Origin of the sequence: Compostibacillus humi (assembly GCF_014637175.1) — a bacterium.
Lineage (GTDB): Bacteria > Bacillota > Bacilli > Bacillales > Amphibacillaceae > Oceanobacillus > Oceanobacillus humi.
On record NZ_BMEV01000021.1, the window covers coordinates 1 to 17,534 of the forward strand.

General features: G+C 37.7%; 16 protein-coding genes and 1 pseudogene. 12 read left to right on the forward strand and 5 right to left on the reverse strand.

The window, feature by feature from the left end; genetic code table 11:
• The first annotated feature begins 466 nt into the window (after positions 1-466).
• The 6 genes and pseudogenes from IEV18_RS07120 to IEV18_RS07150 all read left to right on the forward strand — a co-directional run bounded on the left by IEV18_RS07120 (position 467) and on the right by IEV18_RS07150 (position 9,320).
• Positions 467-1,636: a hypothetical protein gene (locus IEV18_RS07120; protein ID WP_229733577.1), complete on the forward strand. Its 1,170-nt coding sequence runs from the start codon at positions 467-469 to the stop codon at positions 1,634-1,636.
• A gap of 136 nt (positions 1,637-1,772) precedes the next feature.
• Positions 1,773-3,869: a DUF8727 domain-containing protein gene (locus IEV18_RS07125; protein ID WP_373281895.1), complete on the forward strand. Its 2,097-nt coding sequence runs from the start codon at positions 1,773-1,775 to the stop codon at positions 3,867-3,869.
• Positions 3,841-6,315 carry a restriction endonuclease-like protein gene (locus IEV18_RS07130; protein WP_188391735.1) on the forward strand — a complete coding sequence of 825 codons (2,475 nt, stop codon included), beginning with the start codon at positions 3,841-3,843 and terminating at the stop codon, positions 6,313-6,315. Before IEV18_RS07125 ends, IEV18_RS07130 begins: the two co-directional genes overlap by 29 nt.
• Before the next feature lie 935 nt (positions 6,316-7,250).
• Positions 7,251-8,468, forward strand: coding sequence for a multidrug efflux MFS transporter NorA (norA, locus tag IEV18_RS07135; RefSeq protein ID WP_188391696.1), 1,218 nt, complete (start codon positions 7,251-7,253; stop codon positions 8,466-8,468).
• 92 nt (positions 8,469-8,560) lie between these two features.
• Positions 8,561-8,833: pseudogene (locus tag IEV18_RS07145) on the forward strand (DUF3291 domain-containing protein).
• 133 nt (positions 8,834-8,966) lie between these two features.
• Positions 8,967-9,320, forward strand: coding sequence for a DUF2200 domain-containing protein (locus IEV18_RS07150; protein WP_188391698.1), 354 nt, complete (start codon positions 8,967-8,969; stop codon positions 9,318-9,320).
• A gap of 178 nt (positions 9,321-9,498) precedes the next feature.
• Here the strand turns inward: IEV18_RS07150 and IEV18_RS07155 are convergent, their stop codons facing one another.
• From IEV18_RS07155 to IEV18_RS07170, 4 genes are all read right to left on the reverse strand, one after another.
• A complete protein-coding gene (locus IEV18_RS07155; protein ID WP_188391699.1) occupies positions 9,499-9,927 on the reverse strand; it encodes a DUF1259 domain-containing protein in 429 nt (142 codons plus the stop codon).
• Positions 9,928-10,268: 341 nt separating this feature from the next.
• Positions 10,269-10,754: a PCYCGC motif-containing (lipo)protein gene (locus IEV18_RS07160; protein WP_188391700.1), complete on the reverse strand. Its 486-nt coding sequence runs from the start codon at positions 10,752-10,754 to the stop codon at positions 10,269-10,271.
• Between the two features lie 21 nt (positions 10,755-10,775).
• Complete coding sequence (locus tag IEV18_RS07165) at positions 10,776-11,492, reverse strand: peptidylprolyl isomerase (RefSeq protein ID WP_188391701.1); 717 nt, start codon at positions 11,490-11,492, stop codon at positions 10,776-10,778.
• A gap of 113 nt (positions 11,493-11,605) precedes the next feature.
• Entirely contained in the window at positions 11,606-12,082 is a 477-nt protein-coding gene (locus IEV18_RS07170; RefSeq protein WP_188391702.1) for a hypothetical protein, read from the reverse strand.
• 123 nt (positions 12,083-12,205) lie between these two features.
• Between IEV18_RS07170 and IEV18_RS07175 the strand changes: the two genes are divergently transcribed.
• The 4 genes from IEV18_RS07175 (at position 12,206) to IEV18_RS07190 (ending at position 14,762) form a co-directional block, all read left to right on the forward strand.
• Positions 12,206-12,952: a DUF4181 domain-containing protein gene (locus IEV18_RS07175; RefSeq protein ID WP_188391703.1), complete on the forward strand. Its 747-nt coding sequence runs from the start codon at positions 12,206-12,208 to the stop codon at positions 12,950-12,952.
• A 73-nt stretch (positions 12,953-13,025) separates the two neighbouring features.
• Positions 13,026-13,568: an NADPH-dependent FMN reductase gene (locus IEV18_RS07180; RefSeq protein ID WP_188391704.1), complete on the forward strand. Its 543-nt coding sequence runs from the start codon at positions 13,026-13,028 to the stop codon at positions 13,566-13,568.
• Between the two features lie 508 nt (positions 13,569-14,076).
• Positions 14,077-14,412: a nucleotidyltransferase family protein gene (locus IEV18_RS07185; protein ID WP_188391705.1), complete on the forward strand. Its 336-nt coding sequence runs from the start codon at positions 14,077-14,079 to the stop codon at positions 14,410-14,412.
• On the forward strand, positions 14,367-14,762 hold the full coding sequence (locus IEV18_RS07190) for an HI0074 family nucleotidyltransferase substrate-binding subunit (RefSeq protein WP_188391706.1): 396 nt from the start codon (positions 14,367-14,369) through the stop codon (positions 14,760-14,762). Before IEV18_RS07185 ends, IEV18_RS07190 begins: the two co-directional genes overlap by 46 nt.
• Before the next feature lie 127 nt (positions 14,763-14,889).
• Here the strand turns inward: IEV18_RS07190 and trhA are convergent, their stop codons facing one another.
• Complete coding sequence (trhA, locus tag IEV18_RS07195) at positions 14,890-15,537, reverse strand: PAQR family membrane homeostasis protein TrhA (protein WP_188391707.1); 648 nt, start codon at positions 15,535-15,537, stop codon at positions 14,890-14,892.
• A gap of 139 nt (positions 15,538-15,676) precedes the next feature.
• Between trhA and IEV18_RS07200 the strand changes: the two genes are divergently transcribed.
• Both IEV18_RS07200 and IEV18_RS07205 read left to right on the forward strand, forming a co-directional pair.
• Positions 15,677-16,240 (forward strand): DUF1836 domain-containing protein, encoded by a 564-nt coding sequence (locus IEV18_RS07200; RefSeq protein WP_188391708.1) that lies wholly within the window; start codon positions 15,677-15,679, stop codon positions 16,238-16,240.
• A 54-nt stretch (positions 16,241-16,294) separates the two neighbouring features.
• A complete protein-coding gene (locus IEV18_RS07205) occupies positions 16,295-17,350 on the forward strand; it encodes a M42 family metallopeptidase (RefSeq protein ID WP_188391709.1) in 1,056 nt (351 codons plus the stop codon).
• Positions 17,351-17,534 lie beyond the last annotated feature (184 nt).

A 17,534-nucleotide genomic window follows, 5' to 3' on the forward strand; every position in this document is an offset into this window, starting at 1 on the left:
GGAAGCCACCCGTCCTATTCAGTATAAAGGATTTTTTTATGGACAAACCACTAAATAATTGAACATTCTTAGTATTTTTTGTTTTTAGATTTAATTTATGCAATGCTAGTGAAAAATAGGTATATATATCTAATTGTATAATTTATTTAGTTAATAGGAAGGGGTTTATGATGAATTTAACATCTATATCAGATGGAATGTGGAAGTTTTCACCAATTCCAAATATCGAAGAATCCAATTTTATTAAAATACTTGAGAGATTCTATAACATGGGGTCAGAGGCCTCACTCGTGAGAATATTCAAAACTCACTTGATGGTAGATTACTAGACTTTGATGGACCAGTTATAGTCAAAATTAAAACAGGCTCAATTCATAAAAATCATATTCCTGGAATAGGTGAAGTTATTGAAAGAATTAAGTGTTTAGAAGGGAGAAATAGTTATACCAATGAAACAATTGATCACATGTTAAATAAAATCGATCAACAAGAAATAAGATATATCTCATTTGAAGACATCAATACTCGAGGTCTTACTGGTGCTAGAAACGGACAGAGTAATTCTAGAAAAGACACGTGGGGTATATATGCATATAGTAAAGGAGTACATTTTGAAGAGGAAGACTCCAATGTTGAAATTTCCCGAGGGGGATCCCACGGTGTCGGAAAAATTGCATCTAATGCAGCTTCCGACTTACATATTATGTACTTTGCAAACTGTGATGAAAATGGTGATAAGCATTTAGGTGGAACAGTTCAATTAATTGAACATGTATACAAAGATCAATGTTATCGTTCAACTGGGTACTTTACTGATATTAAATACTACGATGGAAAAAAATCAAAATTTTATCCATATGAAAATAATTTTCATTCGGTATTTGAAAAGAATACTAGAGGCTTAAAAATTATTATCCCTTATCTTCGTGAGGAATATGATGATGAAGCTGAGATAATTAGAAGTATCTGTGATAGCATCTTTATTTCTATTTTACGAGGGAAATTAGAGGTTCATGTTAATCAAGAACAAATTACAAAAGATACACTATTAAACTATGTAAAAAGTGATAAGTATTATGAACAAGATGTTACCCAGGCAAAAAAAGTGTTTACACCTCTATATGTTGATACATACCTCAATGAAAAACCTTGTGAAATAGTGGTTAGGGATTTACATAAAGACTATAATTTTAATTTATACTTCAGGTACGATGAACAGATACCTAAAGGTAGAGTAGCAGTGGTTAGGATAATAGGAATGAAAATAGAAGATTTCAAGGTCAAAGGAAATGCTAGTAAACCATTTAATGCTGTCTTGATTGGAAGTCCAAAGGAGGACGGATTCCTAAAATCATTAGAAAATGAATCACATACGGAAATATCTGCTGATCATATAAAAGATAAAGAACTTAAAAGAAATGCGACTCGGTTTATTAACAATTTATCTCGTGAAATTGCATCTATTGTCGAGGAGGCAATTAAAAATAATCCAACAGACGGTGTGATGAATACAAAAGATATTCTCTATGTTGTAGAAACAGAGTTTAAAAAAGAACTTTCTAATAGTTTAGGGACAGTAATCAATAAAGGGAAGCCCATTTGGTTATGTCACCGATGCTCGAAAAGGAAGAGTTGAAGGAAATTTTCCTACAATATTTAGGATATTATTATGATATTAGTACATTAAAAATACCAACTTATATTTAAATTTTTGATATTGCTTTGCTTGATTTAACGGAAATTACACCGTATAAATACATTCGTAACAGTAGGTGATTATTTTGAAAAAAATACGTAGTTGGTCAAAACCATATTTACGAAATATAATTGGAAGAAAAAAAGTGGATTGGTCAATGTTTGAACATGGATCTACAATTCCGAAACAATTTTACGAAGACTTTACAGAAGCGAATCAACATCAATCCGTAAAAGTAGGAGAAAGTGTTCCTGTAAAATTAATACATAACAATCGTTCTTATAAAGCTAGTTTAAGGTATGTAGATAGAAGCAGATCAAACATGGAACCTGTTTTACAACTTCGATATGATACTAATAGAGAATTAAAAGAATTAATAAAAAATGTCTTTAGTACTTCTTATCGATATATAAATAATCAGAGAAATGGGGAAAAACAGAAAAAATCAGTAAATGTTCCGGATGAGATTGCAGAGTTTATTGATTTTTACAAAACTGATAAACCTTTTGTTTACAAAATGGAATTTCAATCAAAGTCTAACGGTGATTCTATAATGCCTTCATTCTGGTGGGTAAATCAAGGACAAACCTATGCACAAGAGAAGGATGGAGGTTTTCTTTGGGCTCCACAAAAGTCAAAACAAGGAAGAGCAGTTTCACATCATGTAAGACTTCTTGAAGCAAAGGTTGGCGATCTTGTATTTTGTTATTCCGCAATGGAATTGAAAGCAATTGGAATTGTGAAAAAGGAAGCGGTGGAAGCTACAAAACCTACTGAAATTGCAAGTCATGATTGGCATAGAGAAGGCTATTTAGTTGAGTTGGAATATTTTGAATTACATCCGATTATACAAAAAGATGAGATTCCTTTAGATTGGAGACTAAATGAGGATGGACCATTTGATGTTAACGGCAATTTGAAGCAAGGGTACTTCTTCCAGGTGTCAGAAAGTTTTGCTATTAAATTATATAAGAAGTTTGCAGAACGGTTTGGAATAGAGGTGAAAGCAATAATGGAACAAAACACAAAAGACGAAGAAATACTTACCATCAGAGAAAAAACGAAAAATAGTTACATGCCGATTAAAGAAGTCGTCAATCATATTTATTCCTATATCCGTTCCAAAGGTTTTTACTACAAAAAAGAGGAAATAGCTAATCTTTTCCTGTCATTAAAAACAAAGCCATTTGTCATACTTTCTGGCATATCAGGGACAGGGAAAACAAAATTAGTACAGTGGTTCGCAGAAAGTATAGGTGCAAACGAAGAAAATGGACAGTTTACGTTAATCCCAATTAGACCTGACTGGAATGATGGTTCTGATTTACTTGGTTATGTAGATATTAAGGATGAATTTAAAGAAGGACCTTTAACAAAAGTAATTAAACGAGCAATAAGTCATCCCGATTTACCTTATTTTGTATTGTTAGATGAAATGAATTTAGCGCGCGTCGAATATTACTTTAGCGATATTCTTTCCATTATGGAAAGTAGAAAATGGGAGGAGGGAAAAATTGTATCATCGAATTTGCTTACGAAAGAAACAGCAGGTTTTGATTTAAAACTTCCTAATAATATTTATATAATTGGAACCGTTAACATGGATGAAACGACACATCCATTTAGTAAAAAAGTGTTGGATAGAGCAAATACGATTGAATTTAATCGGATTGAATTGGGGAACTTGTCTTTCTTAGAAAGCAGTGAAGAAATAGAGCCCATTATTATTGGCAATAAAACTTTTGCTTCTAATTATCTTCATTTGAAAGATATTTACAATGAAAATTCAGAACTTGTGAAAAGAGTGTCACATGAATTAGAAAGAATTAATGAAGCCCTTCAATTAACAAACAGTCATGTTGGCTACCGTGTTCGTGATGAGATTTGCTTTTACGTGGTATATAGTGAAAAAGCAGGGTTATTTAGAGAGAAACAAGCATTGGATTATTGTATATTACAAAAGATCTTACCGCGAATTTCTGGTAGTAGTTCAGGGACCGACCAAATGTTAAGAAAATTATACTTACTCTTTACCAATAAGCGACTTGAAGATGATATTGATACAGCACAAATTGATTTAGCTAGTGCGAGATATCCAAGAAGTGCTGCAAAGGTTCTCGAAATGTGGAGGAGGTTAGGTGAAGATGGTTTTACTTCCTTCTGGATTTCGTGAAGATGTTGAACTGGTCCACATAGAAACGATGGATTTCTCTCTATTAATAAAAGGCAAGCCCTTTCATGAACGGTACGAAGGGCTGAAGCAATATCGTCGAATGGATCTTCATGATGTGATGGAGTTTTCCGTCACTGGAAATAATATTGAATCTGTAAAAGTATATGATGTAAATCTAGGACAACTAACTTCTGATTATAAATTATTAAGACCTATATTTTTTGAAAATGGGATATACCAATTAATAGTTATCCAAAAAAATGAGAAAAAACTTACATTTAACCATGAGCACCCTCTTTTTCGACAAGCTATTTCTCCTATGAAACTTGGGAAGCAAGTGACGTTAATGGGAAACCTCCATTTTCAAAATGAAATTGGATTTTCGACATTTCAAATACAGCATGAAAATGAAGTACTTTTAGAAGTTACTTTGGAAATTTTTCCATCTAAGTTAGATTATAAAAAGGATTATCAAAAACTTATAGAAGAGGTCAATGAAGAAATTTACAATCTAGCTTTTCATTTTATTCGAAAAACCTATTTAGGAGCTCGTACGAAATTGGAAGGTAACCCTTCTAGAACTGAATTTTTTCGTTTAATAAGCCGTCATTTTACAACCTTTATACAATCGATAAACAGGATTGAACAACAACCTCATCACAAACTTTCGAAGAATTATGTAAAGGCAAGAGGGGATCAACTTAGAAAATTAGATAGTAGAAGCCGGAGCTTCTTAAGGAAAAATTCTAATTTATTTGTTGATGTAGAAAATGGAATCCCTATCGGATATAAACAATTCATGCCCACCGAAGGACTAAGAATTAAAAAAGTATTAACTTATGATACGTTGGAAAACCGCTATGTTAAATGGATGATAGAAAGATTAATACATAAACTAACCGATTTATTAGAGACGATAAAGAAGAATTTAAAAAATCTGATTGATGCTGATCTAGATGTAATAAATCAAGTGGAGCAAATGGCAGATCAACTACAATCCCGATTAAAGCAATCCTTTTGGAAAAATGTAGGAAAATTAGATCGTTCAGCATTTAGTCTTGTCATGCAGATGGCACCTGGATATCGTGAGGCTTTTCAAATCTATTTGACCGTCTCGAAAGGATTAGTACTCCAGGGTAAGATCTATAAAATGTCAGTGAAGGATGTAGCGACTTTATATGAATACTGGACATTTCTTAAGCTTGGTCAAATTCTTGGACGAAAATATACGATGATAAGCCAAGATATAGTACAAGTGAAACGTGATGGGCTTTTCGTAAATTTGGAAACAAATAAAATGGCTAGACGAGTATTTCAACATCCTATAACGAAAGAGGAAATAACCCTAACATACCAGAAATACGAAGGTAATTTGCCTACAACCGCTCAAAAGCCAGATACAATGTTAAGTATTGAAAAAAAAGGAAAAGATTATACTTTTAATTATATCTTCGATGCAAAGTACAGGATTGATTATGCCCTTGAAGGTAGTTATTATCAATTGAAGTATCAAATTCCTGGTCCTATGGAAGAGGATATTAATACAATGCATCGTTACCGAGATTCCATCGTTGCTGTAAACAACGGACCATATGAACGAACGGCATTCGGTGCATATGTATTATTTCCATGGTTTGATGAAGATGCATATCAAGAGCATCATTTTTATAAGAGTATTAATCAAGTAAATATTGGGGCATTACCCTTTCTTCCGAATGCGACTAGGTTAGTTGAAAGATTTGTGGAAAGATTAATTGATAAAAGTCCAGAGGAACTTCAAAAGCAAGGAATATTACCTCGTGGAACGGATGAAGAATGGAAATCCAGTCTTGATCCAATTGTTCTTGTCGGTCTTGTCTCAACAAAAGAAGAATATATGCATTTTATCCACGAAAGAAACTTTTCAATTGATGCCAAAAAGTTAAAGAAAGGTTGGCAAAAGGCGGAGTATGTCGCGTTGTATTTGAAAAAGGGTGTAGTTCCTGAACAGCATGGGGTCTTTATATATGGAAAAATCGAAGAGGTAACTCCCTTACTGAAATCTAAGGTAGAAGTGGTTCAATTTAGGATAGAGCATTGGATAAACCTTCCTGAGGCTATTAAGCCAGTTAACTATGGAATTGCTAATTACATACTTACTACATTGAATACTCTAAAAGAAGCAAAGGAACTTCCTGAGTTATTTATGAAATCAAAAGAAGAAATGATGCTCTGGAGAATGTTAAGAAGGGTATCAGATCGAATAAGAATACAATTAAACGATTATAACTTAGATAAAGCTACACAAATAGTTGATTATAAAATAAAAGGTATTTCAGTAAAAGTTTATAAAGAAAAAAGGGAAGTACTGTTTATTTCGAAGAACTTAAAAAATAAAGTAACGGTTGATCAATTTAAGAAAAATCCATCAGGTGTATTTAGACTTTTAATAAATATGATGGAATAAAGCTTTCTTTTGTTGGTTGATAGTCTAATTTTAAAGTGAGAGCCCTCCTTAAAAGATGCAAGGATGCTGTCCTTTTTTATGTATAAAAACATTTTAAAGATACCGCGATGTAAAAAATTTACAAGAACAGGAATAGAAAGTAAAATCTATTATGAAGATTCTGTAAAATAGGATGCGTTGAAAAAGTTATCCCGCTAATATTTCACTGGACCATGACAAGAGCAAACGATGCATAGATTTTTGCGAGAATGGAGGAAGAATTGTAGAGAAGAGTAGCAATCAGCTGAGGAATTATCCTTGTGTCGAAATCAATTTGGAAAAAATAAAACATAATGTCCGTCACATTTGTAAATTGTGACGTGATATCGGAATCGAACCGGCTGCGATTTTAAAAGGAACAAATGGATCTAGAGAAGTTGCTGAAGCTGTCATCGAGGCTGGAATCGAGACGATTGGTGATTCTCGTGTCCGTAATTTACAAAAATACGACGGCCTGCCTGTTCAAAAAATGCTCGTGCGAATTCCGATGCTTAGTGAAGCGGAAGAAGTGGCTCGCTCTGCAGACGTATCCCTTCACTCTGAAATGCCGGTCATCCGGGCAGTGGGTCAGCGGCTCAAAAGTTAGGCAAAATCCACGGTATAATTCTGATGGAAGAATTAGGTTTGATTATGATGCAATGTTAAGGGTAATGACATCTGAGCACGTAAGAAAAGAATACATTTATGATTGAAGGCTTTATTCGCCTTAGCGAATAAAGTTTATTTTTTTGCAAATCTTGCTGAAAAAAATTTATCGTTTTGGGCAAAATTTCTATATGCATTTTCCGCTAAACGTTGTAAAATAGGATAATGCAAAAGTCGTTTGGTCAACGGATGGGGACCAGGCGGTTTCTTTTTTTCTTTTATTCAGTTTATAGGAAGAGGGTGAAGGCAGCATGAGAAGCTGGAAAGTGACGTTAAGTTTATTGTTGTTGAACATTTTTATCGCATTTTTGGGAATCGGTCTAATCATCCCTGTCATGCCGTCTCTAATCAATGAGCTGGGGATTACCGGGACAACGGTCGGCTATTTAACTGCAGCCTTTGCCATCGCACAGTTGATTGTTTCTCCGTTTGCGGGAAAAGCTGTAGATAAATTTGGAAGAAAAATTATGATTGTAATCGGTCTATTTACGTTTGGCATCTCCGAATTTTTATTCGGGATTGGAAAGGAAATCGAGACATTATTCGTTTCCCGGATTTTAGGCGGGATTAGTGCAGCCTTTATCATGCCGGCGGTGACCGCATTTATCGTAGATATTACAACGAAAGAAACACGGCCAAAAGGAATGGGCTACATGTCCGCGGCCATCAATACCGGTTTTATTATCGGTCCTGGAATTGGTGGATTTTTGGCTGAACTTGGTACCCGGGTGCCGTTCTTTTTTGCAGGGGCTCTTGGAGTGCTTGCAGCCATTTTATCCATCATATTATTAACGGAACCGGAACATCGGGAAGAAGCGGCTGACACGGAAGCAGATACGAAAAACGGTTACGGGAAACTGCTGCAATCCAGGTTCCTCATTGCCTTTGTGCTGATTTTTATTACTTCTTTTGGACTCGCAGCTTTCGAGTCGTTTTTCAGCTTATATGTTGATCATAAATTTCAATTTCAGCCGAAGGATATTGCCATTATCATCACCGGCGGAGCTGTCTTTGGCGCAATTGGCCAGGCGCTTCTTTTTGACAAGTTTGTCCAGCGATGGGGAGAAATCAAGCTTATTCGCTACTGTTTAATTTTCTCTGCCCTGTTAGTCTTTTGTATGACCGTCGTCCAAGGCTATTATTGGATTTTATTCGTCACCTTTATCGTGTTTATCGGATTTGATTTATTCCGTCCAGCGGTTACATCATATTTATCCAATATAGCCGGGAATGAGCAAGGGTTTATCGGCGGAATGAACTCGATGTTTACGAGCATGGCAAATATTCTCGGCCCCATTTTAGGCGGCATGTTGTTTGATATCGATATTAACTATCCGTACTATTTTGCGTCGGTCATCTTAGTCATCGGTGTTGTCCTAACGTTGTTTTGGCAAAAGCCCGGCCATGAAACGCCGCTGAAACTCAAATGTAATATCCGAATCAAAAAAAGAGCAAAACAACAGGCATAGAATACCATTAGGGTATTCTGTGCTTGTTTTTTTAATCTGATAGTGTTCCAGTTCCTGATGATTCAAAAGGAAAAGGGTATCCCGTAATTACTATAACGGTTTGGAAAAACGTAGAATCGTTATACCAATTTACATTTTCGGAGAAACATATCGAAGCGTTACAAAACCGGAGCAAATAGATGGAACGTAATCGAGAAAATCACCGTTCCTACGTCGTATGGTGGACAAAGAAATTAGAGGATATCATCTGGGAAGAAGCATTTAAAAGATACAAATATTGTATTTGGCACGGACCTGCCCCATTTTCCTTTGGCTTCCAACATGCATTTGCTGAAAATGGAAAGCCTTTCGTTTTGAAAAAATAGAAGCAGGCCAGTAACTTATAAACGATGTTTTAAATTCGTGTTGACAATCATCGGCCGAGGGGGACAATAAAACACAGACTGAAGTTTATTAGAGTCTGTTTTTATAAAAGGGAAGATGAAAGGAAGAGTCACGATGGCAAAACATCGCATTTATACAATGAGCTTTGCAAGCGTTTATCCCCATTATATTACGAAGGCGGAGAAAAAAGGACGTTCCAAGGAAGAAGTAGATGAGATTATCCGCTGGCTGACTGGTTACACCCAGGAAGAGTTAGAATCACATATCGAGAAAAAGACGAATTTTGAAGATTTCTTTGCTGAAGCTCCAAATATGAATCCAAACCGGAGAATGATTACAGGTGTTATTTGCGGAGTCCGGGTCGAAGAAATTGAAGAACCTTTAATGCAGGAAATCCGCTATATGGACAAGCTCATCGATGAACTGGCAAAAGGAAAAGCGATGGAGAAGATCTTGCGAGAACAATAAGAACATAAAAAATACCGCTTCCATTGTCATGGGAACGGTGTTTTATTATAAAATATGTAAAGTTTATAGAAACATAACTCCATCTTAGGAAGGCAGCCGGCTGGTTTCGGCAAAAAGCTGGCAAGAGATGCCTTACTTGAAGAAAGGAAGCCATTTGTACATCACAAATGGCTCATATTTAGAAAAGCCCTGCTTCTCTAGCCGCTCCAATACTTGCCCTTGCAAATTCAGCAGGACTCATTTCGACGTCTTCCCAATGCAAATACATTAAGCGCGGCTCTTCAAACAGCCAGTGGTTATGAAATGCGGTAACGATAAGCCCTCTTCTTTGCAAGGCTCGAATCATCGGATTAACTTCTTTTTGAAGAACGACGGTTTCCCCTAAGTTTAGTCCATTGTTTTCAAAGGATAGCATAAATGGCAGCGCCAACGGAGACCGGGTGCGTCGGTTTAAAATGGTTGCGCGAATATTCCGGAGCCGCATGACAACACAAACTGGGGTTGCTTGAACAACGTCCCCGCCAATAATATTTGCAAGCCTCCGGCAAGACGCTGTATTCCCGCCACCATTGCGGCAGCCGCCTGCATTCACTCTTCTTCTACCCATCAATTCCACCACCTTTTTCCAATTCTCACTGCATCATCTGCGAAGGTGGCTCGACAGGAATAGACAGGTTATGCAGGACAAGAGTAGTTTTTGCAGCCAACATGATTCTACAATGAAAGTTGGAAGGTGCTACAGAACTTTTTCCTTGCGGCAGTAGTTTTTTATTTGTGATAGAAGGGAATCGTTTGCCAACAGGATAATGTAAAAAACACAATCAACATACACTGCAACGGATTCCTGCTGAAAATAATAGTAGTCTGATAGGGGAGCGGATAGTTAAAGCGTAAATAAGAGTATTATAAAATCATATAAAAAAAGCCAGCAAATGCTGACTTTTTACATTAAACCTCCGGTGTTGGCGTTGGTTCCGGATAGTCCTCTTCGTATTTTTCATCGATGTAGCTGCGGATATTTTTTATCGATTTTCCATCGTTATACATAATGATTGATTCTGCGGCAATGTCCAAACATGCCTGACATCTTGTCGCATGGTCGTCCCATACGATGCTCCCGTCTTCTTTGTTGTCATGGATAAAGCAGTCATAATTATCCTTATGTTCCGAGGAGAGACTGCAGCCGCAGTAGCAAGGAATTTTTTCAAGCAAATCTTGGTGCATCGCCACCGCCGTATACAGATTGTGCATGTTTTCATCGTGTTTGTCCAAAAAGCTTGGCAGCACATCCATTGAAGCCGTTTCTTCCCGGATATCCCCATTTGGCAGCTGATGGACGTGGTCATTTCCTTCCGTTTCCTTTGTGTTATTTGCAGAACAAGCTCCTAAAATTAAAACACCTAAAATGGCAAAATAAATGATTATTTGGCGCATGGATAATTTCCTCTCTCTTTTTTATGATTGTATTTCTGGGTCTGGATAATCATATCCTTTTGTATCTACTGTTACGGTTTTCATTCGCTGGTCTTCCACCGGCTTGTCCGATGCATCCGTATCAACGGACACAATTTCGTCAACTACTTCCATGCCTTCAATGACTTTTCCAAAGGCAGCATATTCTCCGTCAAGATGCGGAGAGTCTTCTACCATAATGAAAAACTGAGATCCGGCAGAGTTAGGATCCATCGTACGGGCCATAGAGATAACTCCCCGTTCATGATTTAACGGATTTTCAAAACCATTGCTCGTAAACTCGCCATAAATAGAATATCCTGGACCGCCAATTCCGTTCCCGTTTGGGTCTCCCCCTTGAATCATAAATCCAGGAATGACCCGGTGGAAAATCAGTCCGTCATAAAAGCCATTTTCGACGAGGGAAACAAAATTTGCCACTGTGTTCGGGGCAATTTCCGGAAATAGCTCAAGGATGATTTGCTTGTCATTTTCCATTGTAATGGTAACAATCGGATTTTCTTCTGGAAGGGGATAAGCTTTAGGTTTCTTTGAGCTTTGCTCTTCCTCGGAAGGTTCTTCATGTTCTTCAGCAGTACTGTCGGTTTTCGATTTTTCTGCTTGGTCTCCATCTGCATTTTCTGCAGTAGGGCTGCAGCCGGTGACTGCGAGAAATGCAATGATGACCGTAAATAGAAGCAATCTATATTTCATGTGCATCCTCCTGTGAAATCACGTTAAGTAGGAATCACGCATACTCCCCGCTAATTATAATACATTCTATTAAGATTTTCATATATGAGGACAAAAAAAGCGGAGATTCGCAATCTCCACTATTTTTTCTTATATTCTTGCAAAGGGATTCGTTTTGATATTTCGGTGCCGTCTAAAATAAGCAAGTCAGCATCGAGGGCGTGTTTTGTCACATTAGAGAAATCGGCATCTTCTTTTATTTTATATGATATGTAAAAAGGATTTTCTTTGCCGGGTTCGAAATATTCTTTCCAGCCTTTTTCCAGCGGCTGCATTTTTGGATGTTTAGATGTTGCGTCTGTTACCATTAAATTTGCCAATGCTTCTTTAGGCTGTACCACTATTTCAATGCCATAATTTTCATGCCCGGGATAATCAAATTCGCTTTTTATCGGTTCATCCCCGTTGTTTATGATTTGAAATTCATACCGCAACAGTCCGTTTTCTTTATCAATCATCGTTGTAATCTCTGTAATCTGCAGCTGATCCGCATTCTTAAATGCAGCTAAAATAAAAAATACCATACATAAAAAGAGAACATTTATCCACTTTTTCATCTGCCCACGCTCCTACATTTGATATATAATTAGTATCAGAACAAAAATGGAAATTTATACAATAAATTGAAGATGCCAATGGTGCACCGGAGTCTGTCGGAATTTGTGAAGAGGAGGGATTTTTTGGATTTACTTTTTGTTGTGCTGGTTTTCGTTTTGTGGCTAATCGTTGAACGGATAGTTGTAAAAAGACTGAATATCAAAAAACAGAAGCGAAAAGATGAACAGCCTTTTGTGAGATGGTTCGGAGTTTTTATGCTGATTTTTTTTAATATCCTTCTATTAACATGGTCCGGTACAGATAATTTAGCTGGAATCGCTGTTCTTGTTCTATTCCTTGCCGTCCTATTCGGAGTCATTGCCTGGATGGAATGGAGAAAAAATAAAGAATCAAAACAATATGTCCGCACCATTATCACCGGCAGTTTTCTCGTTATTTTGGTCGGGGGACTCTTGTTTTTCAGTATGCCGAAGACCATTTCCTACACAGTGCCTGTCTGCCTATATTCTGAGGATGGGGCAATAAACGAATTATCTGAAATGGAAATCACCGGGGAACTAAGGGGAAATCTATTATATGGCAAGAAATACGACGGGGAAATACAGCTATTTGATAAGCGATTCTTCGTAGTGAAATACGGGGAGAAAAGCAAGGAAATCCCGATTATCGACCGACTTCTTGGGCGCAGCAGTTATTATTTGATGGTTGAAATCGACAGCAATGAAAAAGGGGATATATGGTTTTCGCGGGATTTTGAAACATTTGCCGGGGTAATGAAAGCTGATGGCACCGAAATTCGCTTTGCTGCGCCCGCCCAATCTTTGAAAGAGGCAAAAGTAATATTTCAAAATATAACAGCAGAAAAATAGAGCATATTTCTATACATTTAACAGAAATTTTTGTATTATTACTTTAATTCTTGTAAACATGGAGGTTGGGACAATGGTAAAGATTGTAGCACTGGTTGGATCATTGAGAAAGGAATCGTATAATGGCTATTTGGCGAAGGCGATGCAATACCGGTACCAGGACCGGATTGATTTCGAAATTGCCGACATTGCCAGCTTACCGTTTTATAATCAGGATGAAGAATTGAATCCTCCGCAAGTTGTGAAGGACTTTAAGAAAAAAGTGGCAGAAGCGGACGGGGTTATCATTATTACTCCGGAATATAACTGGTCTGTTCCAGGTGTGTTAAAAAATGCTTTAGATTGGTTGTCCCGGGTTGATAAAGTATTGATTAACAAACCGGTGATGACAGCAGGAGCTTCGCCGACAGCATTAGGAACGGTGCGCTGTCAGCTTCATTTACGGCAAATTTTATCCTCCCCTGGCATTTCCGCCCGGGTCTTGCCGCCGGCAGGAAATGAAGTGTTGGTGAACTTTGCGCAAAATAAATTCGACAAATCCGGAAAACTGACGGATGAAGGCACGCTTGAATTTTTAGATGGCATAATGGATAAGTTTTTAGACTGGATCGGGTAGGCTCCCTAGATGCCGCCCGTACCAGGGACTTGTCGAAAGCGCCTTTTGGGTGCCAGGTACTTGTCAAATATTGAAAGGGATAAGTGGTGTCATATAAAAATCACTTATCCCTTTGATTAATCCAGCAAAATATGAAGCATAATAAATTTCATCATGGTGCATTCTTGAAAATAAGGATATTTTTTGAAATATATTTCCTTTGGATAGTGAGGCGAACATTTTGAGAAAAGCTGAAAAGAAAAAGCCTATACTCTGTTTTAGTATAGGCATTTTGCTTATTGCCGGCATCCTAGATTTAAAATATAAAGGACTATTTTATGGCGTATTGCCTGAGAACATCCAATCCCAAATTGACGAGATTTTCTAGGTGTCACCCGTACCAGGCACCACCCGAATGTCGAAAATGCCATAGGTGCTTGGTACTTCCCGAATTTTGTCGAACGGAGTGAGGGTTACTGTCCACTTATAAGTGGTATAATGTTACAAAATTTAATCTGGAGGAGTTATTTTGACAAAAGAAAGGGAGAAAATTTTATCATTACTAAAATCCATAGTTGAGGAATCCTTGGAAGATTTACCTGTAAATATTTATTTGTTTGGATCATGGGCCCGCAAAGAAGAAAAAAGAACCTCAGATATTGATATTGCTTTAGAAGCAAAAGTAGAAATTCCTATTAATATATGGGTGGAATTGCGTGAAAAGATAGAAGAATCGAGTCTACCTTACCATGTTGATTTAGTAGATTTATCAAAAGCGAATCCAAAGATTATTCAAAAGGTGAAGGAGGAGGGAATTAAATGGAGAGATTACAAGAAAGAATACAAAGCGCAACCAAAGCATTAAAAACATTAGAAGAACTAGTTAAGATTAAAAAGCCGACAACGATTGAAAGGGATGCAGCAATTCAGCGATTTGAATATAGTTTTGAAGTTTGCTGGAAAGCTGGTAAGCAATTTCTTTTCGATGTCGAAGGAATAGACCTCGGTTCACCAAAAGGAGTTATTCGTTCATTAAGAACAGTTGGGATATTGTCTGAAGAAGAGACAATATTGGGATTACATATGGTTGATCATCGTAACTTGACCGTACATACTTATCACGAAGAATTAGCTGAAGAAATTTTCTCTTATTTGCCAAAATATTATGATTTGCTAACGAACTTCATAGCACGTATTCAAAGCCGTGTTCAATAAAACGTATCATTTAAAAAATGCGCAGCCAGATTGCTGCACGCAATGCATTACCGAGCTCCCGAGGTCCCGCCGGTGGCACCCGTACCAGGCACCAAGAAGTGCCACGGGTGCCTTTAGCCGGCGGCACCTACAATACATATCCATAAATGCAAATGAAGTGGAATAGGCTGCCGGCTAAAATGAATATATGGAAAATCTCATGGAAGCCCCAGTTTTTCAGCTGCAATGATTGGGGCTTAAATCCGTAAATGAGCCCTCCGATTGTATATGCGGCCCCTCCTAATATGAGAAACGTCATCCCGCCTGTACCGAGAACGGGCGCCAAGTCCCCTGTAAAGAATATCGCAATCCATCCCATCCCAAGATAAATCGCTGTCGAAAGCCATCTAGGCGCATGAAACCACGTCAGTTTAAAAATGACCCCGGCTATAGCCAGGCCATTGATGACAAAAAACAATACCCAGCCTAACGTTCCCCCTAAACTAATCAGACAGAACGGAGTATACGTCCCGGCGATTAGAACAAAAATCATCGAATGGTCAATCCGCCTTAAAAATGAGATTACCTTATCTTTTGCCATCACCATATGATACGTTGCCGATGCCGAATATAGCAAAATCATGCTCACTCCGAAAATGACTACTGCCGTGACTGCCATTCCAGAATGGCCTGATGAGAGTGCTTTACTAACAAGAGCAATTAGCCCGATTACCGCGAAAAACGCCCCGAACCAATGGGTTAAGCTGTTAATCGGTTCTCTAATAAAAGTTCGCAAATAAATCATCCTTTACCGTTTAATGTAGTTTTAAAAACTATATGTTAATGATATATGTATTATGTTATGTAGTCAATGTTTACTTTTCATTAAACCTTCCTTATAATTAAATCATCATGACAAATAGGAGCTAAAAAGCATGAAAAACATCGTTGAACTGATTGAAACATTGCATTTGGACGCCCAATTGACACTGGAGGATATTCCGGATTTGCATTTGTACATGGACCAGGTGATTCATCTTTTTGAAAATAAATTTGCCGGAACAAAACGTACCGAAGATGAAAAAGTGTTAACGAAAACGATGATTAATAATTATGCAAAGGGGAAATTGTTTTTTCCGGTAAAAAACAAAAAATATACGAGAGAACATATTATGTTAATTAGTATGATTTATCAGATGAAAAGTATACTTTCGATTAATGACATTAAGAAAACACTTGCCCAATTGAATGCAGCCATTGTGGAAGACGGCTTTGATTTAGAACCGTTATACGAGAACTTATTGGAACTGGCCGATAAAAACGTGGAACGAATCATTGCCGACAGCCGGGAAATGGAACAGGAAGCAGCAAAAAAAGCAGGAGAGGATAACGACTACTTGCAAAAACTGTTGCTCATTGCTTCTTTTACCCATATGAGCAGTGTATATCGCAGGATGGCGGAAAAATTAGTCGATGAAATCGAAGAACCGTCCAAATAGTTGTGATTATTGTCTGCTTCACGCTAAAATTGTGTTTGAGAGGAGAATGAAATAATGAATACATATCCAAATGTTGATGAAACAAAGGAATTGATTAAACAGCTCGTTTCTATCCCGAGTCCTTCTGGATATACGGAAAAAGTGATACAATACGTCGAAAATATTTTTAATGATTTAGGAGTAGAATCAAAGCGCAACAATAAAGGTGGTCTTATTGCGACGCTCCCCGGAAAAAATCAGGAGCAGCACCGAATATTAACTGCCCACGTGGATACGCTGGGAGCGATGGTGAAGGAAATAAAAAGCAATGGCCGGCTCCGTCTCGATTTAATCGGCGGATTCCGTTACAACTCCATTGAAGGGGAGTACTGTACGATTCATACTTCCAGCGGCAAAAAATTTACCGGAACTATTTTAATGCATCAGACCTCGGTCCATGTATACAAAGATGCAGGGAAAGCGGAACGCAATCAGGAAAACATGGAAGTGCGAATCGATGCGAAGGTGAAGAACGAGGAAGATGTTCGCGCCCTTGGTATTGAAGTCGGGGATTTTGTCTCCTTTGACCCGCGGGTGGAGCTGACCGATAACGGTTTTATTAAATCCCGGCATTTAGATGATAAAGCAAGTGTTGCAATTTTAATCCAGCTGATTAAACGGCTGAAGGAAGAAAATATTACATTGCCATACACAACCCATTTTCTCATTTCTAATAATGAAGAAATCGGATATGGAGGAAATTCCAACATTCCCGAAGAAACGGTGGAATATTTGGCAGTGGACATGGGTGCCATTGGCGACGGGCAAGCGACCGATGAATACACGGTTTCCATTTGTGCGAAGGATTCCAGCGGCCCGTACCATTACGGTTTGCGGAACCATTTGATCCATCTGGCTAAAGAAAACGGCATTGAATATAAAGTGGATATTTATCCGTATTACGGATCCGATGCTTCTGCTGCCATTCGTGCCGGGCATGATATTGTGCACGGATTAATCGGCCCAGGAATCGATGCTTCCCACGCCTTTGAAAGAACCCATGAAGATTCATTAAAGCATACGGAAAATCTTCTTTATCATTACGTCCAATCCAACATGGTTTTGGAATAATTTACAGGGCGGGACTGGAAGTATAGTCCCGTCCTTTTGTATTGTTCTGATGCGAAAAAAACAGAATCGCTGATATTTTTCTGGGAAAGCCCGATAATTTGCGAGGAGCGCTGATATATTCAGGTTTCCGACCGAAATGTTATCGAGAAACGCTGATAAATTGAAAAAAGCTGATATATTTTTG